The organism is Arthrobacter sp. P1_D12 (genome assembly GCF_056406175.1).
The window spans coordinates 1-20103 of record NZ_JBFUAR010000019.1; the positions used below are offsets into that span (position 1 = coordinate 1).

Sequence of the window (20103 nt, forward strand, 5' to 3'; positions counted from 1 at the left end):
GCCCGGGCCCGGGGGTCGGCAGGATGCCGTCGCGGCCGACGGCGGGCGGTGTGGCAGGGGGCGCGTGTCCGGCCGCCGGGGCGCCCGGGGCGCTGGAGATGGTGGGTGTCGATGCTCCGGACTGGTCAGCACCCGGTGTTCCGGACGTGCCGTGACCCGGCGTGGCGGCGGGCGCGGGAAGGGCGGGGATGGTGGACGGCGACGGCTGGACATGCTCGGGGACCGGTGTACCGTGGCCCGGAGTCTGGAAGATGACCCCGACGGTGTGGCTGACGCTGTGCCGGAAGTCCTCGCTGGATGCCGCCACGGCGCCGGCGCCAAGGGTCATGGCACCCACGACGGCGCCACCGACGATTGCCAGCCGGCGCTTCCGGCGGCGGCGCTCGGCCAAGCTGGTGACCCCGGCCGGGAGCGATTCGTCGGCGTCATTCTTCGCGGACGCGACGGTGGGCAGCGCCGTCGTCGTGGCTGTGTCAGGGGCGGCGGCAAGACCGGCTGCTCCGGCTGTCCCTGCCGCGAGCAGGGCCGCGAGGTCGGCGCGGGGCGCGGGAGCCGCATCCGGGACCACGGCGCGGAGCTGTTCCAGCGCGCTCCGAAGCTCGGCCGCGGATTCGAGGCCGGAGTCGCCCAGCATCGCCTGGATGGTGCCATCCTGCTGGGGGTCGCGGGTGCCGGTCATGATGCTGCGTGGTCCTTTTCGGTTACGAGTTCGCGCAGGGCACTGAGCCCGCGGCGCTGAAGCTGCTTGATGGCACCCGGCGTCTTGTCCATGATGCCGGCCACCTGTTCGATGGAAAGGTCCGCGACGATCCGCAGGACCAGAACTTCGCGCTGCTCCTCATTGAGCCTCGCGAGAGTGTCCGAGATACCGCCCAGGGATCCGAGCACTTCGTCCTCGGCGGATGCCGAGTACCGGGCGTCGTTCAGGGGATCGTATTCGGCCAAATGCGGAGTGCGTTCTGCCCGCCGCCTGTAGTCGACCAGCCGCGCGTGGGCGACGGAGAAAATGAAGGTCCTTAGACCTGCGTGGCCGCCGCTGACGCCGGCCAGCTTTGGCAGGACGTCCACGAACACATCCTGGGTCAGGGCCTCGGCGTCGTCCACGCCCCGGGCCCGGAAGTAGCCCAGCACGGCCGGGGAAATAACCGTGTACACCGCGCTGAAACCTGAAGGGTCACCAGCTAAGGCGGCTGACAATTCGTCATCGCTTAGCTGCTGTGCCAAGAGGCTGTCCTTCCGTTACTGCTGGGGTGCGGCCCCCGCAAGTCTAGCGGCCGCACCCCGGAGCCCTCCAAAGTGAGGGCTCCCTCCTTGCTTTCAGACCCATGCCGGGTCCAGGCCAAACAGCCGGAATTTACTTGTCGTGCTGGGGCAGCTCGACGGACGGCTGGGCCGGAACGGACGGCTGGGCCGGAACAGCCGGGGTTGCCGGAATAGCGGGGGTTGCCGGAACGCCCTTGGCACCGGGGACGGCAGGTGTCGCCGGGGTCGCCGGAACTGCGGCGTGGATGTTGGCGTTGGCGCGTGCCTCGCCGGCAGCACCCTTGACGCTGGCGTCGCCCTTGACGGTGGCTCCGTCCTTCGCGTCGGCGGAGCCGTCGACGGCACCTTCGGTGCGTGGCCGGGACAGCCGGCGTGGCGGGCGTAGCGTGGCTCACTTCAGCCTGCTCGGTGCTGGACATCTGAGCGGCATTGGCCAGTCCTATGCCGGAGAAACCTCCGACTGCCAGAATGGCGGCGCCGACAGCGATCTTGGTGGTCTTGCTAACACTCTTCATTACAGACGTATATCCTTTGTTTTTTTGGTTTGAAGGCGGGCTGAGGCCTCATGGGGGCAGTTGACAGCCCACTCTCGCCAGAAAAGGCTGGCCGGCGCCCATGGGGGCAGGCGCCGGCCGGCACTTACGGTGGAAGGCCAGCCGGTGTCTGGTGGGGGGTCCAAGACTCCGGAGGCGCTTACAAAGGAGTAATCGCTGGGCGGGCCCGAAAGGTTACGCACCAAGCGGAAGTTTCTTGGTTTCTTTTTTGAGCCGGTGCTGCCGGGGATTAACGACGACGGCGCGTCAGGAGCGGAAGAGCCCGCTGTAGGCATTGAGGGCGACTTGGCCACCCAGATGGGCATAAAGGACATTGCTGCCGGCCGGAATTTCCCGGCTTTTCACGAGGTCGATCAGCCCGGCGAGGGACTTTCCCTCGTAGACGGGATCGGTGATCATGGCCTCGAGCGAGGCGCCCAGCCGAATGGCCTCCAGGGTGGAATCGACGGGAATCCCATAGAGGTCCCCGGCCCAGCCCTCCATGACGTTGATTTCCTCGTCCCGGAGTTCCCTGCCCAGGCCGATCAGCTCGGCGGTGTTCCGGGCGATGCGTTCCACCTGGTCACGGGTCTTCGCCAGGGTTGCCGACGCGTCGATGCCGATCACGCGGCGCGGTTTGTCCTGGCCGGCAAAACCCGCGATCATCCCGGCGTGGGTGGAGCCCGTGACGGTGCAGACGACAATCGTGTCGAAAAAGACGCCGAGCTCGCGCTCCTGCTCTTCCACCTCGTAGGCCCAGTTGGCGAAGCCCAGACCGCCCAGCCTGTGGTCGGACCCGCCGGCCGGGATCGCGTAGGGCGTGCCGCCGGCGGCCCTGACCTCTTCGATGGCGGTCTCCCAGCTGCTGCGGATGCCGATGTCGAAGCCCGCACTGTCCAGCCGCACGTCGGCGCCCATGATCCGCGAGAGCAGGATGTTGCCTACCCGGTCGGACAACGGATCGGGCCAGTCGACCCAGTTTTCCTGAACCAGGCGGGCTTTGAGGCCGAGTTTCGCGGCCACCGCCGCGACCTGGCGGGTGTGGTTGGACTGGTAGCCGCCAATCGAGACGAGGGTGTCCGCGCCCTGCGCCAGGGCCTCCGGGACGAAGTACTCCAGCTTGCGCGTCTTGTTGCCGCCAAACGCGAGGCCGCTGTTGACGTCCTCGCGCTTCGCCCAGATCTGCGCCCCGCCCAGGTGTGCGCTGAGCCGCGGCAGCGGATGGATGGGGCTCGGGCCAAACATCAGGGGGTAGCGTTCGAAATCAGTGATGGCCATCGTCGGTCCTTCGCTCGCGGTGGGAAACGGTCACAGCAAATATGCAATATATTGCATTGTCGGATACGGGCTCCGGGAGGGCAAGAGGGATATACGATATGTTGCATGCCCGTCCCCTCGCTCGCCGGAGTCCACAAGCGGCCGCTGCTGCGGGACAACGTCTTTGAATCGATCCGTAACGCGATCGTCGACGGCACCTTCGAGCCCGGCGAACGGCTGAAGGACGCCGAACTGGAAGCGTGGCTCGGCGTGAGCCGGACACCCATCCGCGAGGCGCTGCTGCAGCTGGAACGCGCCGGCCTGGTGGTTGCGCTGCCGGGCAAGGCGACCATCGTGGCCCCGTGCGACCCGGCGTCGACCCTCAGCACGCAGCAGGTGGTGGCGGGACTGCACGAGCTGGCCGCACGCCTGGCCGTCCCGCTCCTGGCGGAGGAGCACCTCGCCGCCATGGCCGGGGCCAATGCGCGCTTCGAACAGGCCCTGCAGGCGGCGGAGGTCGAGTCGGCACTGCGGGCCGATGACGATTTCCACGCCGTCTTTGTCACGGTCAGCGGCAACCCGGTGCTCCGGGAACTCCTGGAACAAACCACCCCCGTCCTGCGCCGGGTGGAGCGGATGCGCTTCGGCTCCTTTGCCGCCCGGGAATCGGTGGCGCAGCACGCTGAAATCATCCGGCTCGCCCGCCTTGGGGACGCCGAGGCCGCGGCCAGGGCGTGCCGGGAGAACTGGCTCTCGCTGCGGTTCACGTCCGCGGAAGACCCCGCCTAGGACCGTTGTGGTCCCGCCCAGGCCAGCTGTGGCCCAGGCGCGGCTGCGGCCTTGGCTGCGGCCTTAACGGCGACGGCGGCGGCCCGCCCCGTGCAAGGGCGACCCGCCGCCGTCGTACGCCGGTCAGTGTTGCGTCAACCGGTGCTAATCGTTGATGAGGTCGTTGACCACGATCGTCTGGTCGCGGTCCGGGCCGACGCCGATCGCGGAGAACCGCGTGCCGGAGAGCTTTTCCAGGGCCAGGACGTAGTTCCGGGCGTTCTCCGGCAGGTCCTCCAGGGCGCGGGCGCCGGTGATGTCCTCGGTCCAGCCTTCGAAGTATTCGAAGATCGGCTTGGCGTGGTGGAACTCGGTCTGGGTCATGGGCATTTCGTCGTGCCGCACGCCGTCGACGTCGTAGGCCACGCAGACCGGGATCTGTTCGATGCCCGTCAGCACGTCCAGCTTGGTGACGAAGTAGTCCGTGAAGCCGTTGACCCGGGAGGCGTGGCGCGCCAGCACTGCGTCGTACCAGCCGCAGCGGCGGGGACGGCCGGTGTTGACGCCGAACTCGCCGCCGGTCTTCTGCAGGTACATGCCCATCTCGTCGAACAGTTCCGTCGGGAACGGCCCTGCGCCCACGCGGGTGGTGTAGGCCTTGATGATGCCGATGGAACGCGAGATCCGGGTGGGGCCGATGCCGGAGCCCACGGAGGCGCCGCCCGCGGTCGGGTTCGAGGACGTCACGAAGGGGTAGGTGCCGTGGTCAACGTCCAGGAAGGTGGCCTGGCCGCCCTCCATGAGGACCACCTTGCCCTCGTCCAGGGCGGTGTTCAGGACGTAGGTGCTGTCGATGACCAGCGGGCGGAGGCGCTCGGCGAAGGACAGGAAGTACTCCACGATCTCGTCCACCTCGATGTCCCGGCGGTTGTAGACCTTGACCAGGAGCTCGTTCTTCTGACGCAGCGAACCCTCTACCTTCTGGCGCAGGATCGAGGCGTCAAAGACGTCCTGGACGCGGATGCCGAGGCGGGCCACCTTGTCCATGTAGGCCGGGCCGATGCCGCGGCCGGTGGTGCCAATGGCGCGACTGCCGAGGAACCGCTCGGTGACCTTGTCCAGGACCTGGTGGTAGGGCGCCACGAGGTGCGCGTTGGCGGAGACGCGCAGCTTGGAGGTGTCCGCGCCGCGGGCCTCCAGTCCGTCGATCTCCTGGAACAGCGCTTCCAGGTTCACCACGCAGCCGTTGCCGATGATCGGAACCGCGTTCGGGCTCAGGATGCCGGCCGGAAGGAGCTTGAGCTCATACTTCTCACCGCCTACGACGACGGTGTGCCCGGCGTTGTTGCCGCCGTTGGGCTTGACGACATAGTCGACGCGGCCGCCAAGCAGGTCAGTGGCCTTACCTTTGCCTTCGTCGCCCCATTGGGCTCCGACGATCACGATTGCTGGCATGGGATCCTCCCCCATTCGTTCGGGCCGAACTGCGTTTGATGACCAGGCGGTCACCGCAGTTCAGCGCCGTTCATGAGAATGCCCCGAATCTATCGCTGTGTTCGTATCCAACGCCAGAGTTCCGGGGCTCTTACCACCCAAGTTTAGCCGAAATCGGTGCCCGGCATCGCTTTGGGTCCCTGCTTGGACGCGCCGTCCCGACGGTGGTGAACGCCGGGGCGGCTTCCGCGAGGGAGGGCCACGCGTCCGCCGCGGCGGACGAGCCGTTCTTTTCCATGGCGTTCGTCGTAGCTGCATCATCCGCCGGCTCAGGCCCGACACATAGCGGGCACTACTTGCGGGACGGCGCGGGGTGGAATTGAGTGGGAGTGAGAATCCCGAGCGGCCGAAAGGAAACCGCGCCATGCCCCGGACCACAGACCACATCCGTGTGACCCATGCCGGCTCATTGCCCCGCACGCCGGAGCTGATCGCCGCGAACGAGGCCAAGGAAACGGACGGCATCACGCCCGAATTCCTGGACCTGCTCGAAACCTCGGTGGTGGACGTCGTCCAGCGCCAGAAGGAGCTGGGCATCGACATCCCCAATGACGGCGAGTACGGGCACACGATGTCCAGCTCCGTGGACTACGGAGCCTGGTGGAATTACTCCTTCTCACGGCTCGGCGGCCTGGAACCGACCGACGTGGACCGCTGGGCCGACGCCACGGTGCACCGCTCCTCGCCCGGCCACATCGTCCTGACCTCGTTCCCGGACCGCCGGGACCGGGAGAAGTTCGATGACGCCTACAACGACCCCTCCTCCGGTATCCTGGCCCACCGCAGGGCCGTCACGCAGCCCAAGATCGCCGGGCCGCTGACGTACACGGGCCAGGAGCTCGTGGCCTCGGACGTTGCCAACCTCAAGACCGGCCTGGCCGCTGCCGGACTCGCCGAGGGGTTCATCGCCTCCCTCTCGCCCGGTTCGTGCGCCCGCGTGGCCAACGATTACTACGGCAGCGACGAGGAACTCCTCTACGCCTGCGCCGACGCGATGCGAGAGGAATACAAGGCCATCATCGACGCCGGCCTGACAGTCCAGCTCGACGACCCCTCCCTGGCCGAGAGCTGGGACCAGATCAACCCCGAGCCGAGCCTGGCGGACTACCTGAAGTTCATCCAACTCCGGGTCGAAGCAACGAACTGGGCGCTGCGCGGTCTTCCCCAGGAGCAGATCCGGCTGCATGTCTGTTGGGGTTCCTGGCACGGCCCGCACACCACGGACATCCCCTTCGCGGACATCGTCGACTCAGTCCTGCAGGTCAATGCCGGCGGCTACTCCTTCGAGGCGGCCAACGTCCGGCACGAGCACGAATGGCGCGTCTGGGAGGAAGCGAACCTCCCCGAGGGGAAGGTCATCATCCCCGGCGTCGTCTCGCACGCCACCAACGTCGTGGAGCATCCGGACCTCGTGGCCGACCGGATCGTGCGCTTCGCCGAGCTCGTGGGACGGGAAAACGTGATTGCGTCCACCGATTGCGGGCTGGGCGGCAGGGTGCATCCCCAAATCGCCTACGCCAAGCTGGAGGCCCTAGGCGAAGGCGCACGCCGCGCCACCCAGCGGCTCTGGTAGCAGCCGGGGTCCGGCCCGGCGCCGCATTTCGCGGGGCTTGATAGACTGATAAGGATCGACCAGGAATCGGTCCACACCACATTTTCAAACCACACCATTGCTCCGCATGCCCGTATTCGGCGTGCCTGCATCCGGTGTGGCAGCTTTGCCAATCCCGCAGGAGACCCAGCAACATATGACAGCCCTGGCCACCGAAAATTTCCGCGAAGAGCTTCTGAGCCGCCGGTACGAACCTAACGTCGCCCCCGTCAACGAGCTCCTTGACGTCCTCCAGGCAACCAAAGCTGGCACCGCTGTCCCCTACGTGGACCCCATGCACGACGTCGACGAGTGCCGGATCATCAGCCTGTACTCCAACATCGGCACCGCTGACGCGTCAGGCTTCATCACCGCCGGCGACGACGAGGCCGCCACCCGCATGCTGGGCATCCAGTGGAAACTCGGCCTGCGCCCCGAATTCGTCATGCCCTGGAACGTCCACCCGTGGCACGTCCCCGGCGAGCCGAACGGCAAGTTCACGCCGGACCAGATTTCCGCGGGCCTGAAGCCGCTGCTGAAGTTCCTGGCCCTCGTTCCCCGCGCCTCCGTGATCGTCGCCCACGGCACCGAGGCCAACCGTCTGGCCAACCTGCTACTCAAGACCGAAGTGCCCATGATCTGGCGCCGCGGCCTGAAGACCTACAAGGTCCGCTCGCTCAGCGGCCGGGCGTTCGCCGGCACCCCGGCCCGGCAGGAAGAGTACCTGGCGGAGATGCACACCGCGTACGCGGACGCCATGGCCCGCACAGGGCTGGCCAAGGCCAGCTGACCCACCCGCGCACGCACAAACGACGGCGGGCTCCCACCTCAAGGTGAGAGCCCGCCGTCGTCTGTTAAACCGCAACGCGTTGTCTGGTGCCGCCTCAGCCCTCGGCTTCGATGGCCGCCTTCGCGCCGGGATCGGAATCCTTCAGGAACTTTTCAATCCGCTCCGGCTCCTCAGCCTCGCCGATCGCCGCGGACGCACGGCCAAGCGAGTAGAGGGAGCGCAGGAAGCCGCGGTTGGGTTCGTGCTCCCACGGGATCGGCCCGACGCCGCGCCAGCCATTGCGGCGCAGCGAGTCCAGGCCGCGGTGGTAGCCGACCCGCGAGTACGCGTAGGAATCGATGGTGCGGCCCTCGTCCCAGGCCTCCTCGGCGAGGATGGCCCACAGGAGCGAGGAGGTGGGGTGCTTCGCCACGAGGTCCACGGCTTCCTGGCCGAGCGCGAGATGCTGGTAGATCTCGCTCTCGGCAGGCAGGAGCGTGGGCTCGGGACCCATCAGGTTTTTCCGGAACTCGTCGGACATGGTTAGAAGGTCTTGCCGGTGGAGCCCAGCTGCTGGGCGGCCTCGACCACGCGGGCGGCCAGGCCGGCCTCCGCCGAAGCACCCCAGACGCGGGGATCGTAGAGCTTCTTGTTGCCGACCTCGCCGTCGACCTTCAGCACGCCGTCGTAGTTGCGGAACATGTGATCCACCACGGGGCGGGTGTAGGCGTACTGGGTGTCGGTGTCGATGTTCATCTTGATGACGCCGTAGGAGACGGCGTCCGCGATTTCCTTGTCCGAGGAGCCGGAGCCGCCGTGGAACACGAGGTCGAACGGGTTGGCCTTGCCGATCTTGGCGCCGACCTGCTCCTGGATGTCCTTGAGGATCTCAGGGCGGAGCTTGACGCCGCCCGGCTTGTAGACGCCGTGCACGTTGCCGAAGGTCAGCGCCGTGATGTAGCGGCCGTTTTCGCCGGAACCGAGCGCGTCGATGGTGGCCAGGGCGTCCTCGACCGTGGTGTAGAGCTTGTCGTTGATGGCGTTCTCGACGCCGTCTTCCTCGCCGCCCACGGTGCCGATCTCGACCTCGAGGATCATCTTGGCGGCCGCGGTGCGCTCGAGCAGTTCACGGGCGATCCGCAGGTTTTCCTGCAGGGTCTCGGCGGAGCCGTCCCACATGTGCGAGTTGAAGAGGGGGTTGCGGCCTGCCTTGACCTCGGCCTCGGAGGCGGCAAGCAGCGGGAGCACAAAGCCGTCCAGCTTGTCCTTGGGGCAGTGGTCCGTGTGCAGGGCGATGTTCACGCCGTAGTTTTTCGCGACTTCGCGGGCGAACGCGGCAAAGCCGAGGGAGCCGGCAACCATATCCTTGGTGGAGGCGCCGGACCAGTAAGCTGCACCGCCGGTGGAGACCTGGACGATGCCGTCGGACTCGGCCTCGGCGAAGCCGCGCAGGGCGGCGTTCAGGGTCTGGGAGGACGTGACGTTGACCGCCGGGAAGGCGAAGCCGCCCGTCTTTGCACGGTCGATCATCTCGGAGTAGATCTCTGGGGTTGCAATGGGCATGCTGACTCCTAATGTGAATTTCGTCTACGGGCTGGTGATCCTGGAGGGAACCTCGTCGGCTAGGAACCATCCTAGCCATTCCTGCGCCGGGGCCGTGTCTCCGGTCACGTGGCCCCTGTAACACTCGCGGCCGGGCGCTTCGGTCATGGTTCCGGCCTGCCGGCGGACTGGCCGGCGCCGGCCCCGCCGCCGGCATTGCGCCGGGCGCTGGCGGTGCGCCGGCCGCCGGCGGTGGCTTTAGCCCGGGAGCTGGCCGAACACGTGGCGGCGGATCCAGGCGTGCATCGCGATCGCGGCGGCGGAGGCTGCGTTGATGGAACGGGTGGAGCCGAACTGTTCGATCGACAGGGTGTCCAGCGCCGCTTCGTGGACTTCAGGGGTCAGGCCCGGGCCTTCCTGGCCGAAGACCAGGACGCAGTCCTTGGGCAGTTCGTAGGTCTCCAGCGGCACCGAGTCCGGGAAGATGTCGATCCCGATGATCGCCAGCCCCTCCCCCTGCGCCCAGGCCACGAAGTCCTCAACGGTGGGGTGGTGGCGGACGTGCTGGTAGCGGTCGGTGACCATGGCCCCGCGGCGGTTCCACCGGCGTCGTCCGATGATGTGGACTTCCTTGGCCAGGAACGCGTTGGCGGTCCGGACCACGGTGCCGATGTTGAGGTCGTGCTGCCAGTTCTCGATGGCGATGTGGAAATTGTGGCGTTTGGAGTCCAGGTCGGCCACGATCGCCTCGTGCTTCCAGTAGCGGTATTTGTCCACCACGTTGCGCCGGTCGCCGTCCGCCAGCAGGTCCGGGTCCCAGTGCCCGCCCTGTGGAAGTTCGCCTTCCCAGGGGCCGACGCCGACCTCCGCCTTCGGTTCCGGCCCTTCCTCTGCGGCGGGAAGGGACGGGGCGGGGCTTTCGGGCTGTTCAGTCACTCCTCAACATTAGACTGGGAGCCAGTAAGCAGCACATCACCAGCGGCGGAGGTCCCCCATGGCAGAGTCAGACGAAGTACGTTCATCGGCGTCGGTGTACCGCAGCGGCCAGGAAATCGAGTGCTGGCTCACGGACATGGACGGTGTGCTGGTCCACGAGAACCAGCCCATCCCTGGCGCGGCGGAGCTGATCCAGCGCTGGGTGGACACCTCCAAGCGGTTCCTCGTGCTGACCAACAACTCAATCTTCACGCCCCGGGACCTCGCGGCGCGGCTGAGCTCTTCCGGGCTGGAAATCCCGGAGGAGAACATCTGGACCTCGGCTCTGGCCACGGCCCAGTTCCTCAAGGACCAGGTCCGCGGCTCGGAGTCGGGAAACCGCGCCTACACGATCGGCGAAGCAGGACTCACGACGGCGCTCCACGAGGCCGGCTTCATCCTCACCGACCAGAACCCCGACTTCGTGGTGCTCGGCGAGACCCGCACCTATTCGTTTGAGGCCATCACCATGGCCATCCGCCTGATCCTCGCCGGCGCGCGTTTCATCGCCACCAATCCGGACGCCACCGGGCCCTCGAAGGACGGACCCATGCCTGCCACCGGGGCCATCGCTGCCCTCATCACCAAGGCCACGGGCCGCGAGCCGTACATTGTGGGCAAGCCCAACCCGATGATGTTCCGGTCGGCGATGAACCAGATCGACGCGCACTCGGAAACCACGGCGATGATCGGCGACCGCATGGACACCGACATCATCGCCGGCATGGAGGCGGGCCTGCACACGGTGCTGGTGCTCAGCGGCATCACCCACCGGGACGATATCGCCGCGTATCCGTTCCGGCCGAACCAGATCCTGAATTCCGTGGCGGACCTCAAGAACCAGATCTGAGCAACACCCCAGAACGCGATACCTCAGAACGCGGTTTTCTTCCCGCCGCCGCCCGGCAGCGGGAAGAGGTCGTCCTGGAGTTTTTCGATGATGGGCCGGTAGATGAACGGGCTCCAGCCAGGGCTCGCGTGCTCCGGCCTCGCCCCGTCGGTGCGCAGGTCATCCGAGACCATGTTGGTTTTGAAGGACAGTGACCAGTTGTCCCGGGCGGTCTCGTAATCCACCGTCTTGTCCCGGGGGTTGCCGATGAACGCCATCTTCGTTTCGCCCAGCTTCCCGACGAAACGGCTGGCCTCAAAGTGGAAGATGTAGGCGGATTCGGACTGGATCAGCACGCTGGACGGCGCGATCGGGGACAGCTGTTCCAGTGTCTGGTCCACCACCTGGCCCCAACTGCGTTCATTCTTGTGCAGCATCCTCTCGCCGAGCTCGTAGCCGCCGCGCAGCACTGTGGGGAAGCGGAACCCGCTTTCGTAGAGCAGCACCACGCCCTCGAACCAGCTCTGGTCCAGCACGTCGTGCCGGCTCGCCGGGCTGGAGTCGAGGAGGATGAACGCCACTTCGACGCCGTGCAGTTCGCGCAGCCGGGCCGCCACCTGGGTTGCCACCATGCCGCCAAAACTATGGCCGTAGAAGTAGAGGCTGGTGAGATTGTGGGCGCGGACGTGCTCGATCACGGCGATGACCACCTCGTCGATGTCCAGGCCTTCGTTGGAATACCCGACGGCGGCGAGCTGGCCCCTCTTGTTCAGGGAGCCGCGCAGCGCGTTCAGGATCCACAGGGCTTCTTCCCAGCTCGTTTTATAGCCGGGGAACAGGATCCAGCTGGCGTGGGGGTAATACCGTTCGGCAACGTCATCAGGTACTTCGAGGATCCGGCTGACACGCCGCTCGGCCTGCACGCGCTGAGTGAACAGCATGTCCGCCGCCAGCAGCGACGCGGACCCGGCGCCGATCAGGAACGATCGCCGGGAAACCCGTTTAAGCTCGACGGCGCGGCGGAGCATGCGGGCCTCGGAAGCACCGGGGCCTCGCGGATGGTTCGGATCCATCTCGGCCGGCACATCTCTACCGTAGCCACGCTTTGTCGGGGATGAGAAACCGGACCATACAGCGGTCCCGAAGCCCAGCGTGGAAGCGCCGCTGGCGGGCCGCTGGCGCGGTTGGCGCCGTTCGCACGCCGTTGCCGGTTATGCGGGTTCGGGCTCGCGGCCGACCTCGCGGCGGCTGATTTCCATGCCGATCTCGTCATAAGTCGCCAGGAGTTCCGAGCGGGCCATGTCAGCGGGATCATCGAGAAGGCCGAACACAGAGTCGCTCGCGGCGAAGAGTTCGTCGTCGGAGAACCGGTTCAGCTTCCGGGTGCCTGAGGGATCGATCGAGGCCGTAAATTCCCCGGCCATGTCCAGGGGTGGCAAGGCGGCGGAATCGTCGCGGTGCGCGGTCAGTTCCAGGGAGACTCCGCCGGGAGCCGGCCTGCCGGCGACCTCCGAGCCGGAGGCCCCGCCGTCGATCGCGTTGAGGTCGTTGCGCAGGCCGGCCAGCGCCACTGATTCCACGAATGCGGCCAGGCCGAGGTCAACGCGGATGTGCGAGATGATTCCCATGCGGCGGACGCGCTGGATAATTTGCATCAGGGAGGGGCGGGAGGCCTGTGTGAGGCTCCCCCGGACACTAATCCGGACGACGTCGGAAACGACATCGAGTTTGACGTGGGCTTGCAGTGTTTGGTCCATAGGTACTCCAAATAAGGATGTCTATGGCCGACGGCTCAACCGCATTCAGCGTATCCGCGCTTGTGGTCGCACACAAGTCATAGACTGCTGCCGGTTCAGCCGGCCTGCCTCCTATCCGGCTCCTCGTAGTGCGTCCGGGTTGCCGTTCCGCCGACAGACTGCACCAGGGATTTGGCGATGTCGCGCAGCTTGACGTTGCCGTTGCTGGAGGCGTCGGTGAGGATCCGGACGGCGGTTTCCTGGTCGCAACGGTTCTGCGCCATGACGATCCCGATGGCCATGTCGATCACGGTCCGGGATTCAAGCGTGGCGCGCAGGTTTGTGGCACTGTCCGTGTGCAGCGAGAACCGGACTGCCAGCCGCAGCGCCTGGGAGATTTCGCGGGTGTAGCCGCGGGCCCGGACCGCGACGTCGCCGTCGAACTTGTGCGGGACATCGGAGTAGAGGTTCAGGGCCGCCTGGGCTTCGCCCTGGAGGTGGAAAGGCACCGACAACACCGAGCGCAGGCCGTGCGAGGCGACGGCGGAGGCGTAGTCAGGACCCCAGCGGTCCTCGTCGAAGAGGTCCGGGACGTAGACCTCCCGTTCCTCCTTGGCGGCGGTCAGGCAGGGGCCCTGGGACAGTGAGTACTGGATCTCGTCCACTTCGCGGGCGGAGTCGCTGCTCCACCCGATCGTGGCGGCCTTACGGTCCCGGAGCAGGGTGATTCCGCACAGCGCGTCGTCGCCGGAGCCGGCCACCTGGTGCGCGGAAAAACGCGCGAGTTCGTTCAGGAACTCTTCGAAGTCCGCGCTGTCCAGGATCAGGTTCTGGATCTGGTCGACCGTTCCCACCGAGATGTCGGCGCCCTGCCCCTCAGGGCCGCGGTTCACACCGCTGTTCAGGGACTTTTCGGACGGGAGCATGGCGCGTGTTCTCCAGATAAAGGATGGACGGGTATGGGACAAATGATAGGTCACGGCCCATACCCCGTCCACCTTTGCCGTCCGGCGTCGACCCCTAGCTAAGGCCGAGTTCGTCCTTGCCGAAGGCGAAGAGATACGGAACACCGGCTTCGGCCTCGATCTTTTCCTTGGCCCCGGTGTCGCGGTCCACGATCACGGCGACGGCCACCACGTTGCCGCCGGCCTTGCGGACGCCCTCGACGGCGGTCAGCGCGGAACCGCCGGTGGTTGAGGTGTCCTCCAGGACCAGGACCTTGCGGCCCTCGACCGAGGGGCCTTCCACCTGGCGGCCCATGCCGTAGGACTTCTGCGCCTTGCGGACCACGAAAGCGTCCACCGGGCGGCCGGCGTCGACGGCGGCATGCATGACGGCGGTGCCCACCGGGTCCGCCCCCATGGTGAGTCCCCCGGCGCACTCGAAATCGATCCCGGCGTCCTCCATCAGCGAGAGCATGACCTGTCCGACGAGTTTGGACGCCTCGTGGTGCAGGGTGATGCGGCGCAGGTCGATGTAGTAGTCGGCTTCGGCGCCGCTGGAGAGGGTGACCTTGCCGCGGACGACGGCCAGTTCCTTGATCAGTTCCAGGAGTCGGGCACGGGCAGCGGCAGCGTCGGCTGCGAAGTCACGGGTGGCAGTCATGGCTCCCAGTTTAGTGGCTGGTCCGCCGCGGATTCCCAGCCGGTGGGCTGTATGTCGGTCCCGGGTCAGGGCTAGGGCTGCGGCTGGGGTTCGGCACGCCGCGCGAAGGCCGGTGCGTGCTCGGGCCGCGGCCCAAAGGCGATGAAGCGGGGAATGATCTTGCGGAACGCCGGAATGTGCCGGGCGATGAAGAGTGCCGCGGCCGGAAACTTTGTCCGCTTCCCGGTCAGGACCGGGCCGAAGATCGTGTGTTGCATGAGCCGTTGGGCGCTCTGCACAATGACGGTGGGCAGCCGGCGCCGTCGTTCGACTTTCTCCAGGTCTGCGGTGGTCACCCTGCCCCGGAGCAGTGCGGGGGCAAGGTACTCGGCGGCGGCGGCCGCGTCCTGGATGGCGAGGTTGATTCCGACGCCGCCGGCCGGGGACATCGCGTGCGCGGCGTCCCCGATGAACAGCAGCCCATTGATGTGCCACGAGTGCAGCCGGTTCAGGCGCACGTCCAGCCAGTGGAGGTCATCGAGGGATTCGATGGCGTCAACCCGGTCCGCAAGATCCGGGCGGAGGGCCGCCACGCGCCGTCGGAAGCCCTCGACGCCTTCCGCATGGATCCGGGCATCGGCGCCCTTGGCGGCGAGGTAGCCCATTTGGTAGTAGTCGTTGCGGAACAAGGCCAGCAGCGCCTCGCCGGGGCCGAACGCCGGCACGAGCCCGGCCACCTCACCCGTTTCGGAGGGATAGCGGGGCAGCCGGAACCACCAGGTGTCGAAGGGCACCGGGAACTCCTTTGGCGCCAGCCCGGCCGCGGTGCGCAGCACAGAATGGCGGCCGTCCGTGGCAACCACCAGGTCCGCCGGGAGCTCGTCCTGCGTGCCGTCGGCGGTCCGGAAGCGGACTCCGCGGACGCGGCCTCCGTTGCGGACCAGGCCCGTGGCGGTGTGGCTCATGAGCAGCGTAAACCCCGGTTCCTGGGCCGCGGCCTCGGCGAGGAAGCTCAGGAAATCCCATTGCGGCATCATGGCGATGTAGTTGTACGGCGGCGGCAGGGCGTCAAAGTCGCCCATGGTCACGGCCTGCCCGCCGGGGACCGGGAAAACGACGTTCTTCAGGCGGCTCTGCGGCAACCGGCGGAACTCCTGGCCGAGCCCAAGTTCGTCAATGAGCCGGATGGTGGACGGGTGCACGGTGTCGCCGCGGAAGTCGCGCAGAAAATCGGCGTGCTTCTCCAACACCGTCACCCGCACCCCGGCCCGTGCCAGGAGCAAGCCCAGCATCATCCCCGCAGGTCCACCGCCCACCACCGCACATCCGGTCTTCTCCATGGCCCCACGCTACGCCTGCGCGGGGTGCCGCGGGAGGGGTTTTTCGCGCACGTTTCGGACCCGCGCCGCGGCTTCGGACCGGCGCGGCGGGGATCCGCGCAGCACCGGCCCGAAACCCTAGCGGCGAGCCGAAACCTAGGCGCCCGCAGCCCCGCCGCGCCAGTTTAGAGCCGGGTGTCGAAGGAGTCGCAGAAGACGTTCTCGTTGAACGTGCCCTGGAACTCCGACTTGCCCTGGATCTGCGACGACATCTTTGGCGCCGACTTCTGCAGTCCGCCGCTGTCCACCATGGCCTCCCCGATCGAGCAGGCCGGCCGCGTGGCGGTGTCCATGCTGCTGGCCCAGCTGAACCCGCTCGCCGGCGGTGGCACCCGAAGCCGGTCCGTGATGCCCACCCATCTCACGGTCCGCGGCTCCACCGGTCCGGTGCGGCAGGCTCAATAGGCCCGGCGTCCGGGCCGGTGCCCAGTCAGGACCGGGCCGGCGGCGGCCGGCGGTGCGGTTTTCGGGGCGGTTCCGGCCAGGGGCGCCGAATTCGGACCGGCGCACCGGGGATCTAAGTCGCAACGGTCCGAAACCGTAGCCGCCGTCCGGAACCGAAGCCATTTCGACGCCGGATCCGCGTGTCAGCCGCCGGTCCGGCGCAATAGTTGAGCGTTGTTGACACCGCTGACTAGGCTGTGAGGCATGCGTGAACTCCAGGCGAAGATCATCGAGGAAATGGGCGTGCAGCCCCGGATCGACCCTGCCGGGGAGGTGCGCAAACGCGTGACGTTCCTGAAGGAATACTTGACGGCCACCCACACCAAGGGCTTCGTCCTGGGCATCTCGGGTGGCCTGGACTCCTCCCTGGCCGGGCGGCTGGCCCAGCTGGCGGTCGAGGAACTCGAGGCCGAGGGCACCGAGGCGAACTTCGTGGCCGTGCGGCTGCCCTACGGCGTCCAGCATGACGAGGACGACGCCCAGGCGGCCCTGGACTTCGTGCGCGCCAAGACCGAATGGACGTTCAACATCTCGGCCGCGGTAGATGGCTTCGAGGACGAGTTCGAGAAGACCGTGGGCACGGAGATCTCCGATTTCCACAAGGGCAACACCAAGGCCCGGACCCGGATGATTGCCCAGTACGCCCTGGCCGGCGAGCACAACTACCTGGTGATCGGCACGGATCACGGCGCCGAGTCCGTCACGGGGTTCTTCACCAAGTTCGGCGACGGCGGCGCGGACATCCTGCCGCTGTTCGGCCTTAACAAGCGCCAGAACCGCGCCCTGCTGGCTGAACTCGGCGCACCGGCCCGGATCTGGGAAAAGGTTCCGACGGCGGATCTGCTGGACGGCAAGCCGGGCCGCACCGACGAGGACGAACTCGGCCTGGGCTACGACCTGATCGATGACTACCTCGAGGGCCGTGACGTACCCGATGCCGCTGCCGAACGGATCGAGGCGATGTACCTGCGGACCCGCCACAAGCGCACGGTCCCGGTGACGATTTTCGACACCTGGTGGAAATAGCCTGAGCCGGGAGCCCCGGGCCGGGCTGCAGGCTCGCCCCGCGGGGTTCCAATTACGGGATCAGCACGAGTTTGCCCTGGACATGGCCTGCGCGGCTGATGCCCAGTGCCCGGGCCGCATCGGTGAGGGGAATCCGCTCCTGGATGCTGAAGCGGAGCTTTCCCTCGGCCGACAGCCGGGCCGCCTCCGCTACCCGTCCGTCCAGCAGCCTGACCGGTGCAATTCCGGCGGCGTTGGTCTCCTTTCCAGGCACTGTGGTCACCGCGGCGCCGTGGCCGCCGAGCAAATGGACCGTCGCCGTCGTCGTCTCCTCCCCGCCAAAGGTGTCCACGACGGCGGTGATGGTGCCCAGTGCGCGGACGCGTTCCACGAACCCCTCGCCGTAGGCCACCGGCACGGCGCCGAGGCCGCGCAAATAGTCGTGGTTCTGCTCTGAAGCGGTGCCGATGACCTGGGCGCCGAGCTGCCGCGCGATCTGGACTGCCGCCGAGCCGACCCCGCCCGCTGCGCCGTGGATGAGGACCGTGTCCCCCACGCCAATGCCAAGCTGAACCAGCGCCGAATACGCCGTGCCGCCAGCTATCGCGACACACGCGGCCTGCTCAAAATCGATGCCCGCGGGTTTTGGCGTCAGCTGGCTGGCCGGAAAATTGGCCAGGGCACGGTAGGCCCCGGAAATGCCATTCCAGATGACGTCGTCGCCCACCTCATAGCCGGTCACGCCGGGGCCAACGGCGGTCACGATTCCTGCCGCCTCACAGCCGGGAACTGCAGGGAAGTCCAGGGCAAGGTACGGCTCCAGGTAGCCGGCAACGATTTTCCAGTCCACCGGGTTGACGCCGACGGCGCGGATCTCCACCTGGACCTCGATCTCCGCCGGAACCGGCGGTTCCTCCTCGCCAACCGTGACGACATCCGGGCTGCCATAGTGATCGAAAGAGATCTTGATGTCTTTCATGAGGCTTTGCTCCTTCGGCTCGACGCGATGCGGCCTGTGCTGCCAGCTTCTGGCACAAGCGGCGACTGCGCAAGAGTCGCCCGGCGAGTTGAACCGTCCGAGGCAGCCTGAGCCGGACCGGGGCCATGGCCAGGGTCAGGCGCCTGGCGAGCGGGTCAGCAGCGTGGAGATCCGGTGCGCTTCTTCCAGGAGCAGCCGCCCCAGCTGCGGACGCCGGTCCTCCCGGAAGCGCGGCTCGATACCGGTCAGGGACAGCGCCCAGGCGGGGCGCCCCCGCTGGTCGAAGACCGCCGCACCCATCCCCCAGCTGCCTTCCAGGACCAGCCCCGGATTGACCGAATAGCCGGCCTGCCGCGTCGCTTCGAGGTTCTCCCTAACCAGTGCTGCGGTGTGCGCGGCCGCAAAGCTGCCGGCGTGGGCTGCCCAGTTGGCGAGCAGCTCTTCCTGCTCTTGTGCCGGCAGGAAGGCCATGATGGCGGTGCCTGCGGAGGCGACGCCCAGCGGGAACCGCACCCCCTCGTGCAGCACGAAGGAACGGACCGGGAAGCTGCCTTCTTCCCGGAGCAGGCACACGGTCTCGTTGCCGCGGCGGATGGAGAAGAAAGCGCTTTCGCCGGTCTCTTCGGCCAGGCGGCGCAGGCTCGGCCTCGCGATGTCCTCCAGGGGGAAGCGCGCCGAGGCCACAGACCCCAGCAGCAGGATCTCAGGACCCAGGACCCAGTTGCCGCTGCCCGGGTCCTGGTCCAGCAGCCCCTCGGCCGCGAGCGAGCTCAGCAGCCGGTGCACGGTGGGCCGCGTCAGGCCGGATTCGCGCACGAGCTCCACCAGGGGGCAGCCCTCCGGCTTCCGGCCGACCAGGCGCAGCAGGCCGGCTGCCCGGCTGACCACCTGGGCGCCCTGGACGGGGGTTGTATTCATTGCTTGCCTCACGTCGGCCAGGAACTGGGTGATGCTGTCACCCACGTTGCTTTTACCCGATTTTACCATCAGGTATCCACATAATGGATAGTGCCAAGGGTAGCGTCCACACTATAAACTCCGCCAATTTGCGGGGAAACTCCACGTTGACAGTGGTCCGTGACACACCATAGGCTCCTTCTTCAGGCATGGAGTCCACAAAGTGGATTGCCGGAGTGGATAGCAAGACGAGCTCAATGAGGAGATGCAATGTCAAAGGTGAAATCCGGGGCAGCGGCCGCTCTGCAGGACGTACTGCGCGACGGCATGACGCTCGCCGTCGGCGGTTTCGGGCTCAGCGGGATCCCCGCTGATCTGATCGAGGCGGTGCGGGATTCCGGGGTGAAGGACCTGACGGTCGTCTCCAACAACATGGGCGTGGACGGCAAGGGCCTCGGGGTCCTGATCGAAGGCGGCCAGGTCCGCAAGGTCATCGCGTCCTACGTTGGGGAAAACAAGCTCTTCGCCGAGCAGTACCTCGCCGGCCAGTTGGAGGTGGAGTTCACCCCGCAGGGCACCCTTGCTGAGCGGCTGCGCGCCGGCGGCGCCGGCATCCCGGCGTTCTACACGAAGACCGGCGTGGGCACCCTCGTCGCCGAAGGCAAGCCGCTGGCGGAGTTCGACGGCGAGACCTATGTCCAGGAGCGCGCCATCAAGGCCGACGTCGCCCTGGTTCACGCCCACACGGCCGACACCGACGGCAACCTGATCTACCGGTACACCGCGCAGAACTTCAACCCCGTGGTCGCCACGGCCGCCGCCGTGACCGTCGCCGAGGCCGAAGTGATCGTCGAGCCCGGCCAGCTGGACCCGAACCACATCATCACCCCCGGCGTGTTCGTCCAGCGCCTGGTCCAGGCCAGCGGCCGCGTCAAGGACATCGAACAGCGCACCGTCCGCCCGCGGCCCGCAGCGGAAACAGAGCCGGCGCAGGCCGCCTCCGCCGTCACCGTCTAATCCGGCCCGAGCGCCGCCCACCCCSGGCGCGCCGGCATTGG

General features: G+C 67.2%; 21 protein-coding genes and 1 pseudogene. 8 read left to right on the top strand and 14 right to left on the bottom strand.

What is annotated here, in order from left to right; all coding sequences use genetic code 11:
• The coding region (locus tag AC1DZV_RS14995; RefSeq protein WP_476954020.1) for a hypothetical protein at positions 1-679 on the bottom strand (679 nt) is incomplete at its 3' end.
• Complete coding sequence (locus AC1DZV_RS15000) at positions 676-1224, bottom strand: RNA polymerase sigma factor (RefSeq protein WP_028277422.1); 549 nt, start codon at positions 1222-1224, stop codon at positions 676-678. The genes AC1DZV_RS15000 and AC1DZV_RS14995, both read right to left, overlap by 4 nt.
• A 280-nt stretch (positions 1225-1504) precedes the next feature.
• Between AC1DZV_RS15000 and AC1DZV_RS15005 the strand changes: the two genes are divergently transcribed.
• Entirely contained in the window at positions 1505-1648 is a 144-nt protein-coding gene (locus AC1DZV_RS15005) for a hypothetical protein (RefSeq protein WP_476954021.1), read from the top strand.
• A gap of 415 nt (positions 1649-2063) precedes the next feature.
• Here the strand turns inward: AC1DZV_RS15005 and AC1DZV_RS15010 are convergent, their stop codons facing one another.
• On the bottom strand, positions 2064-3074 hold the full coding sequence (locus tag AC1DZV_RS15010; protein WP_476954022.1) for a 1-aminocyclopropane-1-carboxylate deaminase: 1011 nt from the start codon (positions 3072-3074) through the stop codon (positions 2064-2066).
• Between the two features lie 105 nt (positions 3075-3179).
• On the opposite strand from AC1DZV_RS15010, the gene AC1DZV_RS15015 reads away from it, so the two are divergent.
• Positions 3180-3842, top strand: a complete 663-nt coding sequence (locus AC1DZV_RS15015) for a GntR family transcriptional regulator (protein ID WP_476954023.1) — start codon at positions 3180-3182, stop codon at positions 3840-3842.
• Positions 3843-3986: 144 nt separating this feature from the next.
• On the opposite strand, the gene AC1DZV_RS15020 is transcribed toward AC1DZV_RS15015, so the two are convergent.
• Positions 3987-5276 carry an adenylosuccinate synthase gene (locus AC1DZV_RS15020; protein WP_476954024.1) on the bottom strand — a complete coding sequence of 430 codons (1290 nt, stop codon included), beginning with the start codon at positions 5274-5276 and terminating at the stop codon, positions 3987-3989.
• A gap of 403 nt (positions 5277-5679) precedes the next feature.
• Between AC1DZV_RS15020 and AC1DZV_RS15025 the strand changes: the two genes are divergently transcribed.
• Together AC1DZV_RS15025 and AC1DZV_RS15030 are read left to right on the top strand one after the other, a co-directional pair.
• Positions 5680-6888 (top strand): cobalamin-independent methionine synthase II family protein, encoded by a 1209-nt coding sequence (locus AC1DZV_RS15025; RefSeq protein ID WP_476949944.1) that lies wholly within the window; start codon positions 5680-5682, stop codon positions 6886-6888.
• 175 nt (positions 6889-7063) lie between these two features.
• Positions 7064-7696, top strand: coding sequence for a uracil-DNA glycosylase family protein (locus tag AC1DZV_RS15030; RefSeq protein WP_028277428.1), 633 nt, complete (start codon positions 7064-7066; stop codon positions 7694-7696).
• 94 nt (positions 7697-7790) lie between these two features.
• Here AC1DZV_RS15030 and AC1DZV_RS15035 read toward each other — a convergent pair whose 3' ends face one another.
• From AC1DZV_RS15035 to AC1DZV_RS15045, 3 genes are all read right to left on the bottom strand, one after another.
• On the bottom strand, positions 7791-8216 hold the full coding sequence (locus AC1DZV_RS15035; protein ID WP_028277429.1) for a DUF3151 domain-containing protein: 426 nt from the start codon (positions 8214-8216) through the stop codon (positions 7791-7793).
• Positions 8217-8218: 2 nt separating this feature from the next.
• Positions 8219-9238 carry a class II fructose-bisphosphate aldolase gene (gene fbaA / locus AC1DZV_RS15040; RefSeq protein WP_243181434.1) on the bottom strand — a complete coding sequence of 340 codons (1020 nt, stop codon included), beginning with the start codon at positions 9236-9238 and terminating at the stop codon, positions 8219-8221.
• Between the two features lie 237 nt (positions 9239-9475).
• Positions 9476-10153 (bottom strand): TrmH family RNA methyltransferase, encoded by a 678-nt coding sequence (locus AC1DZV_RS15045; protein WP_079555318.1) that lies wholly within the window; start codon positions 10151-10153, stop codon positions 9476-9478.
• Between the two features lie 58 nt (positions 10154-10211).
• Here AC1DZV_RS15045 and AC1DZV_RS15050 point away from each other — a divergent pair, with 58 nt between their 5' ends.
• The gene (locus AC1DZV_RS15050) at positions 10212-11042 is read left to right on the top strand and encodes an HAD-IIA family hydrolase (RefSeq protein WP_028277432.1); all 831 of its coding nucleotides are present in this window, start codon (positions 10212-10214) and stop codon (positions 11040-11042) included.
• A gap of 23 nt (positions 11043-11065) precedes the next feature.
• On the opposite strand, the gene AC1DZV_RS15055 is transcribed toward AC1DZV_RS15050, so the two are convergent.
• The 5 genes from AC1DZV_RS15055 to AC1DZV_RS15075 form a co-directional block, all read right to left on the bottom strand.
• Positions 11066-12094 carry a thioesterase domain-containing protein gene (locus AC1DZV_RS15055; protein WP_476946555.1) on the bottom strand — a complete coding sequence of 343 codons (1029 nt, stop codon included), beginning with the start codon at positions 12092-12094 and terminating at the stop codon, positions 11066-11068.
• 138 nt (positions 12095-12232) lie between these two features.
• Positions 12233-12778 (bottom strand): hypothetical protein, encoded by a 546-nt coding sequence (locus AC1DZV_RS15060; RefSeq protein WP_476949946.1) that lies wholly within the window; start codon positions 12776-12778, stop codon positions 12233-12235.
• Between the two features lie 95 nt (positions 12779-12873).
• A complete protein-coding gene (locus AC1DZV_RS15065) occupies positions 12874-13683 on the bottom strand; it encodes a GAF and ANTAR domain-containing protein (RefSeq protein ID WP_243181431.1) in 810 nt (269 codons plus the stop codon).
• Between the two features lie 94 nt (positions 13684-13777).
• A complete protein-coding gene (gene pyrE / locus AC1DZV_RS15070; RefSeq protein ID WP_476949947.1) occupies positions 13778-14362 on the bottom strand; it encodes an orotate phosphoribosyltransferase in 585 nt (194 codons plus the stop codon).
• A 71-nt stretch (positions 14363-14433) separates the two neighbouring features.
• Positions 14434-15681 (bottom strand): FAD-dependent oxidoreductase, encoded by a 1248-nt coding sequence (locus AC1DZV_RS15075; RefSeq protein ID WP_476954025.1) that lies wholly within the window; start codon positions 15679-15681, stop codon positions 14434-14436.
• A gap of 240 nt (positions 15682-15921) precedes the next feature.
• Between AC1DZV_RS15075 and AC1DZV_RS15080 the strand changes: the two are divergent.
• A pseudogene (locus tag AC1DZV_RS15080) lies at positions 15922-16125 on the top strand (substrate-binding domain-containing protein); the annotation flags it as partial.
• A 243-nt stretch (positions 16126-16368) separates the two neighbouring features.
• Positions 16369-17190 carry an ammonia-dependent NAD(+) synthetase gene (gene nadE, locus AC1DZV_RS15085; RefSeq protein ID WP_026539367.1) on the top strand — a complete coding sequence of 274 codons (822 nt, stop codon included), beginning with the start codon at positions 16369-16371 and terminating at the stop codon, positions 17188-17190.
• A gap of 52 nt (positions 17191-17242) precedes the next feature.
• Here nadE and AC1DZV_RS15090 read toward each other — a convergent pair whose 3' ends face one another.
• The gene (locus tag AC1DZV_RS15090; RefSeq protein WP_476949949.1) at positions 17243-18148 is read right to left on the bottom strand and encodes an NADP-dependent oxidoreductase; all 906 of its coding nucleotides are present in this window, start codon (positions 18146-18148) and stop codon (positions 17243-17245) included.
• A gap of 135 nt (positions 18149-18283) precedes the next feature.
• Positions 18284-19066, bottom strand: coding sequence for an IclR family transcriptional regulator (locus tag AC1DZV_RS15095; RefSeq protein WP_230010098.1), 783 nt, complete (start codon positions 19064-19066; stop codon positions 18284-18286).
• 249 nt (positions 19067-19315) lie between these two features.
• Between AC1DZV_RS15095 and AC1DZV_RS15100 the strand changes: the two genes are divergently transcribed.
• Positions 19316-20062, top strand: coding sequence for a CoA transferase subunit A (locus tag AC1DZV_RS15100; RefSeq protein ID WP_476949950.1), 747 nt, complete (start codon positions 19316-19318; stop codon positions 20060-20062).
• Positions 20063-20103: the final 41 nt, after the last annotated feature.

Bases quoted from the DNA above. Each gene is read 5' to 3' on its own strand.
- AC1DZV_RS15100 (WP_476949950.1), top strand. From the start codon at position 19,316: ATGTCAAAGGTGAAATCCGGGGCAGCGGCCGCTCTGCAGGACGTACTG.
- AC1DZV_RS15075 (WP_476954025.1), bottom strand. From the start codon at position 15,681: ATGGAGAAGACCGGATGTGCGGTGGTGGGCGGTGGACCTGCGGGGATG.
- AC1DZV_RS15035 (WP_028277429.1), bottom strand. From the start codon at position 8,216: ATGTCCGACGAGTTCCGGAAAAACCTGATGGGTCCCGAGCCCACGCTC.
- AC1DZV_RS15020 (WP_476954024.1), bottom strand. From the start codon at position 5,276: ATGCCAGCAATCGTGATCGTCGGAGCCCAATGGGGCGACGAAGGCAAA.
- fbaA (WP_243181434.1), bottom strand. From the start codon at position 9,238: ATGCCCATTGCAACCCCAGAGATCTACTCCGAGATGATCGACCGTGCA.
- AC1DZV_RS15015 (WP_476954023.1), top strand. From the start codon at position 3,180: ATGCCCGTCCCCTCGCTCGCCGGAGTCCACAAGCGGCCGCTGCTGCGG.
- AC1DZV_RS15090 (WP_476949949.1), bottom strand. From the start codon at position 18,148: ATGAAAGACATCAAGATCTCTTTCGATCACTATGGCAGCCCGGATGTC.
- nadE (WP_026539367.1), top strand. From the start codon at position 16,369: ATGCGTGAACTCCAGGCGAAGATCATCGAGGAAATGGGCGTGCAGCCC.
- AC1DZV_RS15055 (WP_476946555.1), bottom strand. From the start codon at position 12,094: ATGGATCCGAACCATCCGCGAGGCCCCGGTGCTTCCGAGGCCCGCATG.
- AC1DZV_RS15060 (WP_476949946.1), bottom strand. From the start codon at position 12,778: ATGGACCAAACACTGCAAGCCCACGTCAAACTCGATGTCGTTTCCGAC.
- AC1DZV_RS15030 (WP_028277428.1), top strand. From the start codon at position 7,064: ATGACAGCCCTGGCCACCGAAAATTTCCGCGAAGAGCTTCTGAGCCGC.
- AC1DZV_RS15050 (WP_028277432.1), top strand. From the start codon at position 10,212: ATGGCAGAGTCAGACGAAGTACGTTCATCGGCGTCGGTGTACCGCAGC.
- AC1DZV_RS15010 (WP_476954022.1), bottom strand. From the start codon at position 3,074: ATGGCCATCACTGATTTCGAACGCTACCCCCTGATGTTTGGCCCGAGC.
- pyrE (WP_476949947.1), bottom strand. From the start codon at position 14,362: ATGACTGCCACCCGTGACTTCGCAGCCGACGCTGCCGCTGCCCGTGCC.
- AC1DZV_RS15095 (WP_230010098.1), bottom strand. From the start codon at position 19,066: ATGAATACAACCCCCGTCCAGGGCGCCCAGGTGGTCAGCCGGGCAGCC.
- AC1DZV_RS15065 (WP_243181431.1), bottom strand. From the start codon at position 13,683: ATGCTCCCGTCCGAAAAGTCCCTGAACAGCGGTGTGAACCGCGGCCCT.
- AC1DZV_RS15025 (WP_476949944.1), top strand. From the start codon at position 5,680: ATGCCCCGGACCACAGACCACATCCGTGTGACCCATGCCGGCTCATTG.